The sequence below is a fragment of the Escherichia sp. HH26CH genome (assembly GCF_009820205.1).
Classification (GTDB): Bacteria; Pseudomonadota; Gammaproteobacteria; order Enterobacterales; family Enterobacteriaceae; genus Escherichia; species Escherichia coli_F.
The window spans coordinates 137,550-154,875 of sequence record NZ_VNXM01000064.1; the positions used below are offsets into that span (position 1 = coordinate 137,550).

Sequence of the window (17,326 nt, forward strand, 5' to 3'; positions counted from 1 at the left end):
TAAAACAGGATATAAACGCTAACAATGATCACTGGTGACTTAAAAAGTAAAATCGACGGACTATGGGAAGATTTCTGGGTGGGTGGTATCACTAACCCGCTGACCGTAATCGAACAGATCACCTATCTAATGTATTCCCGGATGCTGGATACTCAGGAACAACGCGACGAGAAGCGTAAACAAATCGCGGGTATTGATTTTAAACCGCGTTTTACGCCAGAACAGCAGGAGTTCCGTTTCAGTCACTATAGCAATCTTGGCTCGGATGAGATGATGGAAGTGGTGCGCGATGGCGTATTCCAGCATTTTCGTCAGCTCGGCCAGGCCGATGCATCGAAGGTGACGCTGCTGGGCAACTTTATGAAAGATGCTCGTCTGGAGATTGTTAAGCCGTCATTGCTTACCAAAGCGGTTGAGGTGATCAAAAACCTGCCATTGGATCGCGGCGATACCAAAGGCGACCTTTACGAATACCTGTTAAGCAAGCTGACCACTGCCGGAATCAACGGCCAGTTCCGCACGCCGCGCCACATTATCCGCACAATGGTTGAAATGATGGAACCGAACCCGGCCCGCGGCGAGACGATTTGCGATCCAGCCTGTGGCACCGGTGGTTTTCTGGCAACCAGCTATGAATATCTGCTGGAGAAGTACAGCTCGCTGGAATCCATTCATACCGAGATTGGCACCAACGAACGTGGCGAGCTGGAAGAACAAAAAATCTTTACCGGCGATCTGCTGACACCGTGGCGTAACCATGTAGATAACAATATGTTCCACGGTTACGACTTTGACACCACCATGCTGCGTATCGCCGCTATGAACCTGATTATGCACGGTGTGGAAGCGCCTGATATCCACTATCAGGACACCATGAGCCAGAGTTTTAGCACAAACTTCCCGCAGGCCAGTAAAAACGCTTTCAACCTGATTCTGGCAAACCCGCCGTTTACCGGTTCACTGGACGAGGAAGATATCGACTCCACGCTGTCGGCAATGGTGAAAACCAAGAAAACTGAGCTGCTGTTCCTGGCACGTATTCTGCAAATGCTGAAAGTTGGCGGACGCAGTGCCACTATCGTGCCGCAGGGCGTGCTGTTTGGCTCCAGTAAGGCGCACCAGTCACTTCGCAAAACGCTGGTGGAAGATAACCAACTGGAAGCGGTGATCAATCTGCCTTCCGGCGTATTTAAACCTTACGCTGGCGTGGCGACGGCGATCCTGATTTTTACCAAAGGCGGTCAAACGGATGAGGTCTGGTTCTACGATCTACAAAATGACGGCTACAGCCTAGATGACAAGCGTAACCCGATAAAAGAGAACGATCTGCCGCATCTGCTGGCAAGTTGGAAGCATTACCGTACTTTACGCGGGCTACCGGTTGATAACTTTATGGGTGAGAAGTTAGCCTCGTTGCTGAAACAGCAGTACCCAGAAGGGATTGATGCTGGCGTTGATTTTAAAGATCGCACGCAGGCGGCGTTTGTGGTGCCGAAAGCGGATATTGCTGCGCAGAAATACGATCTCTCTATCAATCGTTATAAAGAGGTGGTGTATCAGGCGGAGGAGTATGAAGATCCTAAGGTGATATTGAAACGGTTGAAGGATCTGGAAAAAGAGATTCTGGCGGATTTGGATGAGCTGGAGGGGATGCTGTGAGCAGGAAAGAATATTCCTTTATTGAAGTATGTGATATCCAAGGAGGAACTCAGCCTCCAAAGGACGAGTTTGTTTATGAAAAAAAAGATGGATATATAAGGCTTTTACAAATCCAAGATTTTAAAAGAGAGGATAAAACTGTTTATATTAAGGATAGGCATACTCTGAAAAAATGTAATGACGATGATATTCTAATAGGTAGATATGGAGCATCTATTGGAAAAATTCTCTCTGGGTTATCAGGAGCATATAACGTTGCTTTGGTTAAAGCCATCCCTGATTTAAAAAAAATAAACAAGAGATTTTTATGGCATTTTTTAAACAGTGTAGTATTTCAAGAATTTATAAAAAATGTTTCTACTCGAGCCGCTCAAGCTGGGTTTAATAAGGATGACTTAGCAAAGCTAAAAATATATTTACCCTCTTTAAATGAGCAAGTGAAAATTGCTTCTGTTCTTGATTTATCTGATGCCATACGCAAAAAACGAGAACAAACTATCAAACTGGCTGATGATTTTTTGCGTGCTACATTTTTGGAGATGTTTGGTGACCCTGTTGAAAATCCAAAAAAATTTAAAAAATCCCCCATTACTGAATTGGCAGATGTCATTACAGGTTTTGCATTCAAAAGTAATGAGTACATTAGTGATTCGTCTGAAGCGGTACGGCTTTGCAGAGGGGCAAATACGCTTACGGGATATTTAGATTGGGCTGATACAAAATTCTGGCCAAAAAACAAACTGGAAAAACTAGATAATTATTTAATTAAGGCAGGTGATATTATCCTTGCTATGGACCGTCCGTGGATATCAAGCGGGTTAAAAGTATGCATATTCCCTGAAAATCAGCGAGAAACGTACTTAGTTCAGCGTGTAGCTAGGTTACGACCTCGTTGCGAATCTTACACAAACTATATTTACAGTTGTATTAAATCGCCAGCTTTCGAAAAGCATTGCTGCCCAACAGAAACAACGGTGCCACATATCTCTCCTGTTGAACTTAAAAATTTTGAAGTTCTAATTCCGCCCGACGAACTCATGGTTAATTTTCATTCGATTGTATCAATAATCAACAATAGCTTAAATAAAATGGCGTCAGGCGATATTGATAGCGACGCCCTCTTCTCTAAGTTAAGTCAGCAGGCTTTTTCAGGACATCTTAAGAGGTAAGTACATATGGACTTATTTGACCTGTTAACAATTAAATTTACCTTGCCCGCGAAAGCTGCCCCTTTAAGAAAAGTGGGGGGGAATTATGTTCATAAATTACTTTGCCGATCAACAACAGTATCGGCTCAAGTAAGAAATGCACGTTTCCAAGGATATTTTGAACTTGTTACGGGTCTAAAGCCTCCTCTAGACTGTATCTATCTGAAAGATCCAAATTCTAGGGGGAAATGCGCAGATGGTGTAGCTTCCCTTAAAGCTAAGGAACCATTTACATTCGAAAAATGGCGAGAAGATACTGAGTTAAGCTGGGAGCAATTTCCAGAGCAGGTATTTAGCACTTCATCTGATGAAATTAATGAACAATGGCATCATCAATTTCAGTTTAGAGAGGACGATCCAGAGCGCTATTCTCCTGGTCTCAGAAAACCCCAACTGGGTGCACTTCATGCAATTGCAGGCTATTTCGCTACTGATTTGCAGGTAGAACCGGCTACTGTCGTACTGCCCACTGGAACGGGAAAAACGGAAACAATGCTGGCTACCATGATATACCAGCGATGCGAGCGAATTTTGCTCATAGTCCCATCTGACTCTCTCCGAACACAAATATCCAAAAAATTCATTGAGTTGGGATGTTTGCCAGAGTTAACAGTCGTTCCGCCTAACATTGCACTCCCTAATGTCGCTATTATTAAGAAGGGAATTCAGGTAGCGGAAGAAGCTGAGCAATTAACTTGTGAATCAAATGTCTTGGTTGCTACGACCAGTGTTTTGTCTGCATGCTCCGAAACAGCATTAAATGCACTTTGCGAGTCATGTAGCCATCTTTTTGTTGATGAGGCTCATCATATCTCAGCCTCATCATGGCAGACAATTCGCGAACGATTTAAAGACAAACGTGTTGTGCAGTTTACAGCTACCCCCTTTAGGAATGATAAGAAGTCCCTTGGTGGGAAAATTATCTATAATTACACTATGGGGGAAGCCCAACGAGCAGGCTATTTTACAAATGTAAATTTGCTGCCTGTAGAAGAGTATTACTCTGATCTTATGGATCATGCAATCGCAGAGACAGCTATTGGTCAACTGCGTAAAGACTTAAATAATGGCCTTGATCATTTGCTTATGGCCCGTACTAGCAATAAGCAGCGAGCAGAAGAAATACTGACTATTTATCAGAAAACTGTACCGAACTTTAATCCAATCGTTGTTCATTCTGATTATCCTAAAACGGAAATAAAAAAACGTCTTGATAAATTATTATCAAGACAATCAAGAATCGTTATTTGCGTAGACATGTTGGGAGAAGGCTATGATCTACCCAACCTGAAAATTGCCGCTTTGCATGATCATCATAAGTCTCTTGCAGTAACTTTGCAGTTCATTGGCCGTTTTACTCGTGTCAATAAAGCAAAAAAAATCGGTCAAGCCAGTGTAGTCATGAATGTTGCAGACCCTAATGTTGAAGGTGAATTACAGCATCTATATTCAACAGATGCCGATTGGGATAATGTATTAAGGAGACTCTCTGAAGGACGAATTGCGAGAGAGATTAGATTGCAAGAAGTCGTGGATGCCTTAAAAAGAAAAGGTGATTTACACGATCAGATTTCGCTCTGGAATCTTGAGCCAAGCTGCTCTGTCATGTTATTTCAAACATACTGTGACAATTGGGAGCCTGAAAGATACAAGGAAAAGCTGCCCAGATTCGATGAATCCTGGCATGCAATAGCAGAAGATGAGAATTTGCTTGTTGTGCTAGCTATCCAGGCAACTTCAGTCCGGTGGGGAAACTACAAAGATCTTAAAGATACCAATTATAAAATTCTAATTGCTCATTGGGATCAAGACAGATCCGCCTTGTTTGTATTCTCAAATGACTATAATGCATTTCGAGTTGAGCATCTAGTCAGTGCTATTTGTGATGATAAATTTGAAGTTGTCAGTGGTGAAAAAGTCTTTAATGTATTTAATGGTATTGAATATCCTTTGGCAAGAAATTTAGGCGCATCCCAAATTGGAGCAATCAGCTTTACCCAATACTTTGGCCCAAATGTCACTGAGGGGCTATCATTAATTGAAGCGTCTCAATCAAGCTTAAGCAATATTGCTGCATTAGGTTATGAATCCGGAAACCGTGTAATCTGGGGATGCTCGCAACGCAAAGGTAAAGTCTGGTCACCACAAAAAGGTGGCAGCATTGCTGATTGGTGCAACTGGGTTAAGAAAGCCTGGGACAAAATTTTTAGTTCGGAACCAGATCCAAACAATCTTACGCGTAACTTTTTACGCCCTGTTCCATTACTTGAACCCTATCATGAATATCCAATATCAGCTCAATGGGGTGAGCATTTGCTTACTGCGTTCGAAGATAAAGTTATTTTTCATTTTGATGCTATATCAGCTCACTTATATTTAGTAGAGGTGAAGACTGCTGGAAAGTTTGACGATGGCAATGTGCGGCTCATTTTTTCTACAGATGAAACTTCATCTGAATATAAATTATGTCTTACAGGTAGTACTACAGCAAAAGGTTATGTCTATCAGTTGATTTCCGGCCCTGAAGTCTTTGTACAGCGTGGTGAATCTGAACCTGTATCATTATCAGAATATATGGAAATTGATCCAGTAATGATTCATTACTCCGATGGCTCATTTTCTTACAACGCTCATATAGTTCATGTAAGCCAAAATATTGGCCTTTATGACAAAGACGAAATTGTAGCTTTTGATTGGAATGGAACTGATGTTCGAGTGGAATCAATGGGCTATTTTCGTGATCCATCATCCATCCAATGGCGTTGGTACTGTGAAATTAAAGATAATTACGATGTCATTATTAATGATGATGGGAAAGGTGAGTCAGCAGATTTAGTGGGGTTGAGAATAGTTGATGACTGTATTGTTCTCTCCTTAATCCATTGCAAATATTCAGGTTCAGAAGAAGCAGGAGCCAGACTTAAAGACCTTTACGAAGTATGTGGGCAGGCACAGAGATGCATTCGTTGGAAACACCTGAATCTTTCCTATTTATACCACCACATTAAGCGTCGCGAGGAACAGTGGCGATCGCGTGGTCATTCTCGCTTTCTGAAAGGCACTATAAAAGACCTTGCTGCTATGAAAGAGCGCTCCAGAATCACACCTCTTAAATTCCAAGTTGTTATTGTTCAACCAGGGCTTAGAGTAAGTAAAATTAATGAAGAAGGCCTTAAGCTACTTGGCAGTACGGCCTTATTTATCAAGAAAACAACGATAGCAGATTTAGTTGTTATTGGTTCTAAATAGGACGAAAAATTGACAACATTCGACTTTAGCAATATTAAACAACGAATTGAATATGCTATAAAAATGATGGAAAAAGCAAGAAAAGAGAGTAAATTATGATCCTATTCTTTTATCCCTACATAATGCTTTGCTATAGCGCTGGATACGCTTTATTGCAAACACTGGATGGGATGGGTGTGATTAGTACCAACTTTGTAGAAATGAACGCACAGGGTGCTCTTTTGAGCAGTTACTGGTCTCCCAATAAAGTTGCTGTAGTCTTAGGAGGATGTTTTCTTGAGCTCTTTATCTTATTATTACCCTTTGTTTTCTTGAGCTCATGGATACTTGCCAGAAAAAAGGGACTCATCATTTGTTTTGTTCTTCTTATAACCCCTGGCCTGTTATCGCTCTGTCACCTTCTTCCTGCTATCCAGTGGTTGCCATTGACCTATGAAATAGGAGGTACAGGTGCAACGGGTAACGCAGCTGGACTCGGAAGTCTTAGCTTCATAGGGCTATTGAGTGGTTGGGTTTTGGCAGTAATCATTAGTGATATTTTTGCTACAGGAGAGAAATTCAGACAGTGGACAGATATTTTCCTAATACTGACAGCAGTTGGTAACGGTATTTTCTGGGTATCAGACAGAGAGGTGACTGTCGGTAAAACCGCATATGAGAAAACAATTACGGAAATTAATGATGCAGCCAAATACCTTCTTTTTCAGGTGAAAGACTACAGCCGCATGTGTGACAATAACGGGCTTACCGATATGTCATCTTGTCAGTGGGCATCGTACATTCAAGAAACGCTAGAAAATATTGCTAGTACAAAATCATCTGTTATTGAATATGTAATACCTGAAAATCTTGACACCTTCTACCGAATTCCTGAGTACTATAGCAATCAAGTATCTCCAGATAAAATCAGACAGGAATTCCAAGACTTCAATAAAAAACTATGCCCAAATAAATCTCTTTCCAAAACAATAACACAATTGCCATCACCTTCTCGATGGTGTCAGACCCCACCCCCAGCTTACTGCAATGCCATTCAAGAGGGAAAATATAAAACAGACATGTCAGACCGTTTCGCTGTCGCCAATGAGTGTGTAACCACATCATTATTAAGGTACCGCCAAGTTTTATTAAAAGAACAAGCTCGTTTATCCTTAAGTAAAAATGCCCCTCATTATAGATGGATGTGGTTTATTGCTATGTCTTTTTTTATTGGTGGGAAAATTGCCAATGTAATGACAAAAATAGGTAATGTAGAGAATCGTCTCATAACTGAGAAACATAGAGTTAAATTCATCCTTCTAAAAACATGTGGTTTTATTGTGCGTACATTAATAAGATGTGCCATCTTATTTCGGAAAGTGTTTTTTTCAACGATCAATTATATCAAAAGATTGAAGAAAATTAAGCATGATACTTAAATAGAATAGTGACAAACACTCAATTGAAGGTCTTTTTTTGTGTTGAATGAATAAAGAGCAAGGGGTACTTTCTCCTGTACCCTTGTAGTTTACATTAGATGATACATCTGAATCTACCCTGGGGATTCACACTAGCGGCAATAGTGTTTTGTACTCAACCGTTTATACAATAGCATCCATGACTAATTGAGCGTAGAGCTCAGTAATCTTATTAATTATCCACTTATTAAAAGAATTCGTGGATCGCTCTTGCCGATAAAATCAATGAATGTATTGCTCTTGGTGATAATGCCATTGGGAAAAATGACCAACCAGCCATCCCATTAAGGCTAGCCGATTAACTTTAATTAAACCGATATAGCATTCAACTCACTCGCCATTCCCCCGGTTGATCTTCGCATAGTCAAACGGCGTAATCGCTCTCTCCCGATTCGCATCCAGAAAATCCGCCCACCACTGCAACATCAGCTTGCGCTCATCCAGATGTTCCGCTTTATGGATATACGCCGCCCTCACCGAATTGCGTTCCATATGGCTCATCTGCCTTTCCACCGCATCCTTCGACCATAGTCCTGACTCAATTAACGAACTACAGGCCATTGTGCGGAAGCCGTGGCCGCAAACTTCAACCTTAGTGTCATAACCCATCACCCGTAGCGCACTGTTTACCGTGTTCTCGCTCATGGGCTTACGCGGATCGTGATCGCCAATAAAAATCAGCTCATGTTCGCCACAGAACTGTTTTATCTGCTTCAGGATCGCTAGCGCCTGCTTTGAAAGCGGCACCAGATGAGGTGTACGCATCTTTGTTCCTCGCTGAGAATGTTTCACGCCGGGAATCGGTTCTCGCTCAGGAGGGATGGTCCACATTGATGTTTCAAAATCGATCTCTGACCAGCGAGCAAAACGCAGCTCACTGGACCGAATAAAGATAAGCAGAGTAAGTTCCGTTGCCCAGCGAGTTAGCGGCCTGCCGGTATAGCTGTCTATTTTCTCAAGTAACTCAGGGATGCGCTTTAACTCCAGCGCCGGACGATGCTGTCGATTACTGGAAGCAACCGCCCCCGCCATCTCTTGCGCCGGATTGTAATCAATTAACCCGCTTTGCACTGCATAACGCATGATGGCCGTGGTGCGCTGTTGAAGGCGGGAAGCCACTTCAAGACGCCCGGATTTCTCCACGGCTTTAATAGGAATTAACAGATCGCGGGTGCCCAGTTCAGCAATATTGCGAGCACCAATTGCCGGGAAGATATTGTCCTCCAGGCTCTTTTTTACACGATTAGCATGATCTTCCGACCATTTTTGGTTGGTTACGAGCCACTCTTTGGCAACCTTCTCGAAAGTAATAATCTCTTTCGCCTGCTCTTCTTTCACAGCACGCTTATGCTCACGAGGATCGATACCAGCAGCTACCAGCTTTCTGGCCTCTTCCCTTTTCTTCCTGGCATCCGCCAGCGAAACTTCCGGGTAAACGCCGAACGCCATCAAATGTTGTTTACCACCAAAACGGAAACGAAATCGCCAATACTTTGAACCGCCAGGTTTTACAAGTAAGGACATGCCGTCGCCGTCAACAAGTGAATACTCTTTCTCCTCAGGTTTCGCAGAGCGAACTTTAGTATCCGTTAGGGCCATAATGGTCTTCCTTCCATTGGTATCTCGTGAGTATACAAGCAATATCGAATCGGCAAATATACTCATTAGTATACTCACAAGCCTGTTGATGTGGGTTGAGTCAGGTTGACTTCAGTTGAGGAGAAAAGCTGGAAAAGCCTTGTGTGGCGCGGATTTCAGGCATAAAAAAAGACCTCAGTTGAGGTCTATTTACATACTTTTGGTGCCGAAGGCCGGACTCGAACCGGCACGTATTTCTACGGTTGATTTTGAATCAACTGCGTCTACCGATTTCGCCACTTCGGCACTGAAGAGGTATGCGGAAAACGTTGTGGATTATACCTGTCGCACGCCACCATGCAAGCGCCAGCTTGCTCGCACCTCGCTAAGTGCTGAAATTTTCAGCATTGCATACCGTGATGTGTAACCTTTGTCACACTCCAGGCACCCCGCCCTACCATGCTCTACACTTCCCAGACAACACCAGAGAAGGACAAAAATATGTCGATGATAAAAAGCTATGCCGCAAAAGAGGCTGGCGGCAAACTGGAAGTTTATGAGTACGATCCCGGTGAACTGAAACCACAAGATGTCGAAGTGCAGGTGGATTACTGCGGGATCTGCCATTCCGATCTGTCGATGATCGACAACGAATGGGGATTTTCACAGTATCCGCTGGTTGCCGGGCATGAGGTGATTGGGCGCGTGGTGGCGCTCGGGAGCGCCGCGCAGGATAAAGGTTTGCAGGTCGGTCAGCGTGTCGGGATTGGCTGGACGGCGCGTAGCTGTGGTCACTGCGACGCCTGTATTAGCGGTAATCAGATCAACTGTGAGCAAGGTGCGGTGCCGACGATTATGAATCGTGGCGGCTTTGCTGAGAAGTTGCGTGCGGACTGGCAATGGGTGATTCCACTGCCAGAAAATATCGACATTGAATCTGCCGGGCCACTGTTGTGCGGCGGTATCACGGTCTTTAAACCACTGTTGATGCACCATATCACTGCCACCAGCCGCGTTGGGGTAATTGGTATTGGCGGGCTGGGGCATATCGCTATAAAACTTCTGCACGCAATGGGATGCGAGGTGACGGCCTTTAGTTCGAATCCGGCGAAAGAGCAGGAGGTGCTGGCGATGGGTGCCGATAAAGTGGTGAATAGCCGCGATCCGCAGGCACTGAAGGCTCTGGCGGGGCAGTTTGATCTCATTATCAACACCGTCAACGTCAGCCTCGACTGGCAGCCTTATTTTGAGGCGCTGACGTATGGCGGTAATTTCCATACAGTCGGCGCGGTCCTCACGCCGCTGTCTGTTCCGGCCTTTACGTTAATTGCGGGCGACCGCAGCGTCTCTGGTTCAGCAACCGGTACACCTCATGAGCTGCGTAAGCTGATGCGCTTTGCCGCCCGCAGCAAGGTTGCGCCGACTACCGAACTGTTCCCGATGTCGAAAATTAACGACGCCATTCAGCATGTACGCGATGGTAAAGCGCGCTACCGCGTGGTGTTGAAAGCAGATTTTTGAAAATCATTCGCAGCGCTGATCTGAGGCGCTGCCCTCTTTCGCACATATTCTGTTTTGTCTTATCGCCAGCACAGCCTGCCGACATTGTTCGGTGACATTGGCAATATCATGGTTGATATCAATGCGCACAATATCCTGTTCATCTGCTTGTGGTCGCTCCAGCGCCTCAAACTGACTTTTTAGTAACGCTACCGGCATAAAATGCCCAGCCCGACGCTGCATTCGCGCGAGAATAGTTTCATAATCGCCATCTAACCAGAGGAAATGAACATGGGGGCTACCCTTGCGTAAAATATCACGATACTGTTTTTTTAATGATGAACAGACAATAAATCCTGTTTCATTCTTTTTATAAAGACTGTATGAAGCATCATTTAAGCGTTCCAGCCAGGGAAGTCGATCTTCATCAGATAATGGAATGCCTTGCGACATTTTATCTATATTTTTGGCTGGATGAAGATCGTCACCATCAATAAATTTCGCAGACAATAACGCGGCAACCTTGCTACCAATTAATGTTTTACCACTCCCTGATACGCCCATCAAAATAAAGCTTTCACCCGCCATTTAAAATCTCCTGAATCATCTTACCTGCGGCGATACTACGCCTGGCGGCATAATAATTTCACGTTTTTTTATTTCTGTTGATAAGAATTACAAGGCACATCACGTTATGCGTAACATAGTAATGTAACAATTTTCTGACGTGATCTTCATCACAAATAATGACAATTAAAACCGCTTAAATGCTTCCGAGGTGTCTACCTGACCAGTGAGGAATTTATGCAAGTGAAAACACAGTCCTGCGTTGTTGCGGGCAAGAAAACTGTTGCCGTTACCGAGCAGACGATAGATTGGAATAATAATGGAACATTAGTACAAATAACCCGAGGTGGAATTTGCGGTTCCGATTTACATTATTATCAGGAAGGAAAAGTAGGTAATTTCATGATAAAGGCACCGATGGTGTTAGGTCATGAAGTTATCGGTAAAGTTATTCATAGCGACTCATCAGAATTACATGAAGGGCAAACGGTAGCCATTAATCCGTCTAAACCTTGCGGTCACTGCAAATACTGCATTGAACATAACGAGAATCAGTGTACAGAGATGCGTTTTTTTGGCAGTGCCATGTATTTCCCTCATGTTGATGGTGGCTTTACCCGTTATAAAATGGTCGAAACGTCGCAATGTGTCCCTTATCCGGCCAAAGCTGACGAAAAGGTTATGGCTTTTGCCGAACCTTTAGCCGTCGCGATTCATGCCGCACATCAGGCCGGCGAGTTACAGGGCAAGCGAGTATTTATTTCCGGTGTTGGGCCCATTGGCTGCCTGATTGTCAGTGCTGTGAAAACACTGGGGGCCTCGGAAATTGTCTGTGCCGATGTGAGTCCCCGTTCCCTTTTGCTGGCCAAAGAGATGGGGGCGGATGTGCTCGTAAACCCACAAAACGACGACATGGATCACTGGAAAGCGGAAAAAGGCTATTTCGATGTCAGCTTTGAAGTGTCCGGTCATCCTTCATCAGTGAATACCTGTCTGGAGGTCACTCGTGCACGCGGCGTAATGGTGCAGGTAGGTATGGGAGGCGCGATGGCAGAATTCCCAATGATGACGTTGATTGGTAAGGAGATTTCACTCAAAGGCTCTTTCCGTTTTACCAGCGAATTTAATACCGCAGTGTCATGGCTGGCGAATGGCGTTATCAATCCACTGCCTTTACTGAGTGCTGAATATCCCTTCACTGACCTGGAAGAGGCGCTACGTTTCGCCGGTGATAAAACCCAGGCAGCAAAAGTCCAGCTTGTTTTCTAAGAGATAAATAAAGGAATAATACAATGAACGATCTATTTTCACTGGCAGGAAAAAATATCTTGATTACCGGTTCAGCACAGGGCATTGGCTTTTTACTGGCAACCGGCCTGGGTAAATATGGCGCACAAATAATTATTAATGATATTACTGCCGAACGCGCAGAACTTGCTGTAGAAAAACTCCGCCAGGAGGGTATTCGGGCCGTTGCCGCACCTTTTAATGTTACCCATAAACATGAAATTGATACCGCCGTTGAACATATCGAAAAGGACATCGGCCCCATTGATGTGCTGGTGAATAACGCCGGTATCCAGCGCCGTCATCCTTTTACTGAGTTCCCTGAACAAGAGTGGAATGATGTGATCGCAGTAAACCAGACCGCCGTGTTCCTGGTGTCGCAAGCGGTAACTCGTCACATGGTTGAACGCAAGGCGGGTAAAGTTATTAATATTTGCTCGATGCAAAGCGAACTGGGACGTGACACCATCACCCCTTATGCCGCATCGAAAGGAGCGGTAAAAATGCTCACCCGCGGCATGTGCGTCGAGCTGGCGCGCCACAATATTCAGGTCAACGGTATTGCGCCGGGCTATTTCAAAACAGAAATGACTAAAGCACTGGTTGAGGACGAAGCCTTCACCGCCTGGTTGTGCAAACGGACCCCCGCCGCACGCTGGGGCGATCCGCAGGAACTGATTGGTGCTGCGGTATTCCTTTCTTCAAAAGCCTCTGATTTCGTAAACGGCCACCTGTTGTTTGTTGATGGCGGCATGTTGGTGGCTGTTTAACAGCCACTACCCTGCGTGCAGCGCGAAAGCGCTGCTTTTCTGGCACTAATAAGAGATAAAGACTATGCCATTAATCATTATTGCGGCAGGCGTCGCGCTGCTTCTTATCCTGATGATCGGCTTTAAAGTTAACGGCTTTATTGCCCTCGTTCTGGTAGCTGCCGTCGTCGGATTTGCCGAAGGGATGGATGCACAGGCCGTCCTGCACTCTATACAAAATGGTATCGGCAGCACGCTCGGCGGGCTGGCAATGATCCTCGGTTTCGGGGCCATGTTAGGCAAGCTGATTTCTGATACGGGCGCGGCACAACGTATCGCCACTACGCTGATTGCTACTTTTGGTAAAAAACGCGTGCAATGGGCGCTAGTGATCACCGGTCTGGTTGTGGGCCTCGCCATGTTTTTTGAAGTGGGCTTTGTCCTGCTGTTGCCGTTGGTATTTACCATCGTAGCATCATCAGGATTACCCCTGTTGTATGTTGGCGTACCAATGGTAGCAGCGCTCTCTGTAACCCACTGTTTTCTGCCGCCACATCCTGGTCCTACTGCCATCGCGACTATCTTTGAGGCTAATCTCGGAACGACTCTACTGTATGGATTTATCATTACCATTCCGACAGTTATTGTCGCAGGACCGCTGTTTTCTAAACTGCTAACTCGCTTTGAGAAAGCACCACCGGAAGGCTTATTTAATCCTCATCTGTTTAGCGAAGAGGAGATGCCCTCCTTCTGGAACAGTATTTTCGCTGCCGTGATCCCGGTCATCCTGATGGCTATCGCCGCCGTTTGTGAAATTACGTTACCGAAAACTAACACCGTGCGCCTCTTCTTTGAATTTGTCGGTAACCCTGCCGTTGCGCTGTTTATTGCCATTGTTATTGCGATTTTCACACTGGGCCGACGTAATGGACGCACCATCGAGCAAATCATGGATATCATTGGGGATTCTATAGGCGCTATCGCGATGATTGTGTTTATTATCGCTGGCGGCGGCGCGTTTAAGCAGGTATTAGTAGATAGCGGTGTCGGGCAGTATATTTCACACTTAATGACCGGAACTACGCTTTCGCCGTTATTGATGTGCTGGACTGTTGCGGCGCTGTTGCGTATCGCTCTGGGCTCTGCCACCGTCGCGGCCATTACCACCGCGGGTGTGGTGTTGCCGATTATCAACGTTACCCATGCCGATCCCGCTTTAATGGTACTGGCAACCGGTGCGGGCAGCGTGATCGCGTCACACGTAAACGACCCTGGTTTCTGGCTATTTAAAGGGTATTTTAATCTGACGGTTGGTGAAACGTTGCGTACCTGGACGGTGATGGAAACCCTTATTTCTATTATGGGTTTGCTGGGCGTGTTAGCCATTAACGCCGTATTGCACTGAAAGAATAAAATATTGTGATGTAGTTTCGGGGGAAGATTGAAGATTCCCCCGACGTTGGGAGAAGTTATGCGCAATCACAGAATTTCTTTACAGGATATCGCTACGCTGGCTGGCGTAACAAAAATGACCGTGAGTCGTTATATCCGCTCGCCGAAAAAGGTGGCAAAGGAAACAGGCGAGCGCATCGCCAAAATTATGGAAGAGATCAATTATATCCCTAATCGCGCTCCCGGCATGTTGTTGAATGCACAAAGTTATACCCTCGGTATCTTGATTCCGTCATTTCAAAATCAACTCTTCGCTGACATTCTCGCGGGAATAGAATCCGTCACCTCTGAGCATAATTATCAGACCCTTATTGCTAATTACAATTACGATCGCGATTCCGAAGAAGAGTCGGTGATTAACCTGCTCTCTTATAACATTGACGGGATTATTCTTTCGGAAAAATATCACACCATCAGGACGGTGAAATTTCTGCGTTCAGCCACCATTCCGGTCGTGGAATTGATGGATGTACAGGGAGAACGGCTGGATATGGAGGTCGGTTTTGATAATCGGCAGGCCGCTTTTGACATGGTGTGTACCATGCTGGATAAGCGAGTCAGGCGCAAAATTCTGTATCTCGGTTCCAAAGATGACACCCGCGATGAACAGCGTTATCAGGGGTATTGCGATGCGATGATGCTGCATAATCTTTCCCCGTTACGCATGAATCCACGCGCCATCTCATCCATTCATTTAGGAATGCAATTAATGCGTGATGCCCTTAGCGCAAACCCGGATTTAGACGGTGTATTTTGCACCAATGACGATATTGCGATGGGTGCGCTTCTGCTGTGCCGCGAGCGAAACCTCGCCGTGCCAGAACAAATTTCCATTGCGGGTTTTCATGGGCTGGAGATTGGCAGGCAAATGATCCCAAGCCTCGCCAGCGTAATTACTCCCCGTTTTGATATTGGTCGGATGGCCGCCCAAATGTTGCTGAGCAAAATTAAAAATAACGATCACAACCACAACACTGTTGACCTCGGGTATCAGATTTATCACGGTAACACGCTTTAGGTTATTTTCTCTTCATTACACGTATTCTCTTTGCCGGACGTTGCCTATACTCCAGGCAGGAAACTGGAGGAAATCTCATGAGCGAACCCCTGTTAATTGCCCGCACGCCGGACACAGAACTGTTTTTACTGCCGGGAATGGCTAACCGTCACGGGCTGATTACTGGCGCAACGGGGACGGGTAAAACCGTTACGCTGCAAAAACTGGCAGAGTCATTGTCGGAAATCGGTGTTCCGGTGTTTATGGCCGATGTGAAAGGTGATTTAACGGGAGTAGCGGAGGAAGGTACATCTTCGGAAAAACTGCTCGCAAGGCTTAAAAATATCGGCGTCAATGACTGGCAATCACATGCTAATCCGGTGGTGGTGTGGGATATCTTTGGCGAGAAAGGCCATCCGGTGCGGGCGACGGTTTCAGACCTGGGGCCGCTGCTGCTGGCGCGACTGTTGAATCTCAACGATGTGCAATCTGGCGTGCTGAATATTATCTTCCGCATTGCGGACGATCAGGGATTGTTGCTGCTCGACTTTAAAGATTTGCGGGCGATTACCCAGTACATCGGCGATAACGCCAAATCCTTCCAGAATCAGTACGGTAATATCAGTAGCGCATCGGTTGGTGCCATCCAGCGCGGGCTGTTATCGCTGGAACAACAAGGCGCAGCACACTTCTTTGGTGAGCCGATGCTGGATATCAAAGACTGGATGCGCACCGATGCCAATGGTAAAGGGGTTATCAATATCCTCAGCGCCGAGAAGCTCTACCAGATGCCGAAACTGTATGCCGCCAGCCTGCTGTGGATGCTTTCAGAGTTGTATGAACAATTGCCGGAAGTAGGCGATCTGGAAAAACCGAAACTGGTGTTTTTCTTCGACGAAGCACATCTGCTGTTTAACGATGCACCGCAGGTACTGCTGGATAAGATTGAGCAGGTGATAAGGCTTATTCGCTCAAAAGGCGTTGGGGTCTGGTTCGTTTCGCAAAACCCGTCGGATATTCCGGATAATGTGCTCGGGCAGCTCGGTAATCGTGTTCAACATGCTTTGCGTGCTTTTACGCCTAAAGATCAGAAAGCGGTAAAAGCGGCAGCGCAAACCATGCGGGCCAATCCGGCGTTTGATACCGAAAAGGCAATCCAGGAACTGGGGACCGGCGAGGCGTTAATCTCGTTTCTCGATGTGAAAGGAAGTCCTTCAGTGGTGGAACGGGCGATGGTTATCGCGCCTTGTTCGCGAATGGGGCCGGTGACGGAAGATGAGCGTAACGGCCTGATTAATCACTCCCCGGTGTATGGCAAGTACGAGGATGACGTGGACCGGGAATCCGCCTATGAGATGTTGCAAAAAGGCTTTCAGGCCAGTACCGAGCAGCAAAATAATCCTCCCGCGAAAGGGAAAGAGGTGGCGGTGGATGACGGTATTCTTGGTGGATTGAAGGATATTTTGTTTGGCACTACCGGACCGCGCGGCGGGAAGAAAGATGGAGTGGTGCAGACAATGGCGAAAAGCGCCGCCCGCCAGGTGACGAATCAGATTGTACGCGGGATGTTGGGGAGTTTGCTGGGGGGAAGAAAAAGGTAAGCCAGGTGCGATTTGTCTTTGC

General features: G+C 45.7%; 12 protein-coding genes and 1 tRNA gene. 10 read left to right on the plus strand and 3 right to left on the minus strand.

Annotated features, from left to right (window positions below):
* The first annotated feature begins 24 nt into the window (after positions 1–24).
* The 4 genes from FQ015_RS20215 (at position 25) to FQ015_RS20230 (ending at position 7,534) form a co-directional block, all read left to right on the plus strand.
* A complete protein-coding gene (locus FQ015_RS20215) occupies positions 25–1,659 on the plus strand; it encodes a type I restriction-modification system subunit M (RefSeq protein WP_105279022.1) in 1,635 nt (544 codons plus the stop codon).
* Positions 1,656–2,828, plus strand: coding sequence for a restriction endonuclease subunit S (locus FQ015_RS24655; RefSeq protein ID WP_105275530.1), 1,173 nt, complete (start codon positions 1,656–1,658; stop codon positions 2,826–2,828). The genes FQ015_RS20215 and FQ015_RS24655 overlap by 4 nt, the downstream gene beginning before the upstream one ends.
* A gap of 6 nt (positions 2,829–2,834) precedes the next feature.
* Positions 2,835–6,116: a DEAD/DEAH box helicase gene (locus FQ015_RS20225; protein ID WP_160524422.1), complete on the plus strand. Its 3,282-nt coding sequence runs from the start codon at positions 2,835–2,837 to the stop codon at positions 6,114–6,116.
* 152 nt (positions 6,117–6,268) lie between these two features.
* The gene (locus FQ015_RS20230) at positions 6,269–7,534 is read left to right on the plus strand and encodes a hypothetical protein (protein WP_233991484.1); all 1,266 of its coding nucleotides are present in this window, start codon (positions 6,269–6,271) and stop codon (positions 7,532–7,534) included.
* Between the two features lie 369 nt (positions 7,535–7,903).
* Here the strand turns inward: FQ015_RS20230 and FQ015_RS20235 are convergent, their stop codons facing one another.
* On the minus strand, positions 7,904–9,172 hold the full coding sequence (locus FQ015_RS20235) for a tyrosine-type recombinase/integrase (protein WP_105279024.1): 1,269 nt from the start codon (positions 9,170–9,172) through the stop codon (positions 7,904–7,906).
* Between the two features lie 200 nt (positions 9,173–9,372).
* Positions 9,373–9,457 (minus strand) — tRNA-Leu (locus FQ015_RS20240).
* Positions 9,458–9,652: 195 nt separating this feature from the next.
* Here FQ015_RS20240 and ahr point away from each other — a divergent pair.
* A complete protein-coding gene (ahr, locus tag FQ015_RS20245; protein ID WP_015364387.1) occupies positions 9,653–10,672 on the plus strand; it encodes an NADPH-dependent aldehyde reductase Ahr in 1,020 nt (339 codons plus the stop codon).
* Positions 10,673–10,675: 3 nt separating this feature from the next.
* Here the strand turns inward: ahr and idnK are convergent, their stop codons facing one another.
* Positions 10,676–11,239 carry a gluconokinase gene (idnK, locus tag FQ015_RS20250; protein WP_000896738.1) on the minus strand — a complete coding sequence of 188 codons (564 nt, stop codon included), beginning with the start codon at positions 11,237–11,239 and terminating at the stop codon, positions 10,676–10,678.
* Between the two features lie 216 nt (positions 11,240–11,455).
* Here idnK and idnD point away from each other — a divergent pair, with 216 nt between their 5' ends.
* From idnD to FQ015_RS20275, 5 genes are all read left to right on the plus strand, one after another.
* The gene (idnD, locus tag FQ015_RS20255) at positions 11,456–12,487 is read left to right on the plus strand and encodes an L-idonate 5-dehydrogenase (protein WP_001197418.1); all 1,032 of its coding nucleotides are present in this window, start codon (positions 11,456–11,458) and stop codon (positions 12,485–12,487) included.
* 23 nt (positions 12,488–12,510) lie between these two features.
* Complete coding sequence (gene idnO / locus FQ015_RS20260; protein ID WP_000998700.1) at positions 12,511–13,275, plus strand: gluconate 5-dehydrogenase; 765 nt, start codon at positions 12,511–12,513, stop codon at positions 13,273–13,275.
* A gap of 64 nt (positions 13,276–13,339) precedes the next feature.
* Complete coding sequence (idnT, locus tag FQ015_RS20265) at positions 13,340–14,659, plus strand: gnt-II system L-idonate transporter (RefSeq protein ID WP_001128336.1); 1,320 nt, start codon at positions 13,340–13,342, stop codon at positions 14,657–14,659.
* A 66-nt stretch (positions 14,660–14,725) separates the two neighbouring features.
* Positions 14,726–15,724: a DNA-binding transcriptional regulator IdnR gene (gene idnR / locus FQ015_RS20270; RefSeq protein ID WP_001422765.1), complete on the plus strand. Its 999-nt coding sequence runs from the start codon at positions 14,726–14,728 to the stop codon at positions 15,722–15,724.
* Positions 15,725–15,801: 77 nt separating this feature from the next.
* A complete protein-coding gene (locus tag FQ015_RS20275) occupies positions 15,802–17,304 on the plus strand; it encodes a helicase HerA-like C-terminal domain-containing protein (protein WP_160524423.1) in 1,503 nt (500 codons plus the stop codon).
* Positions 17,305–17,326: the final 22 nt, after the last annotated feature.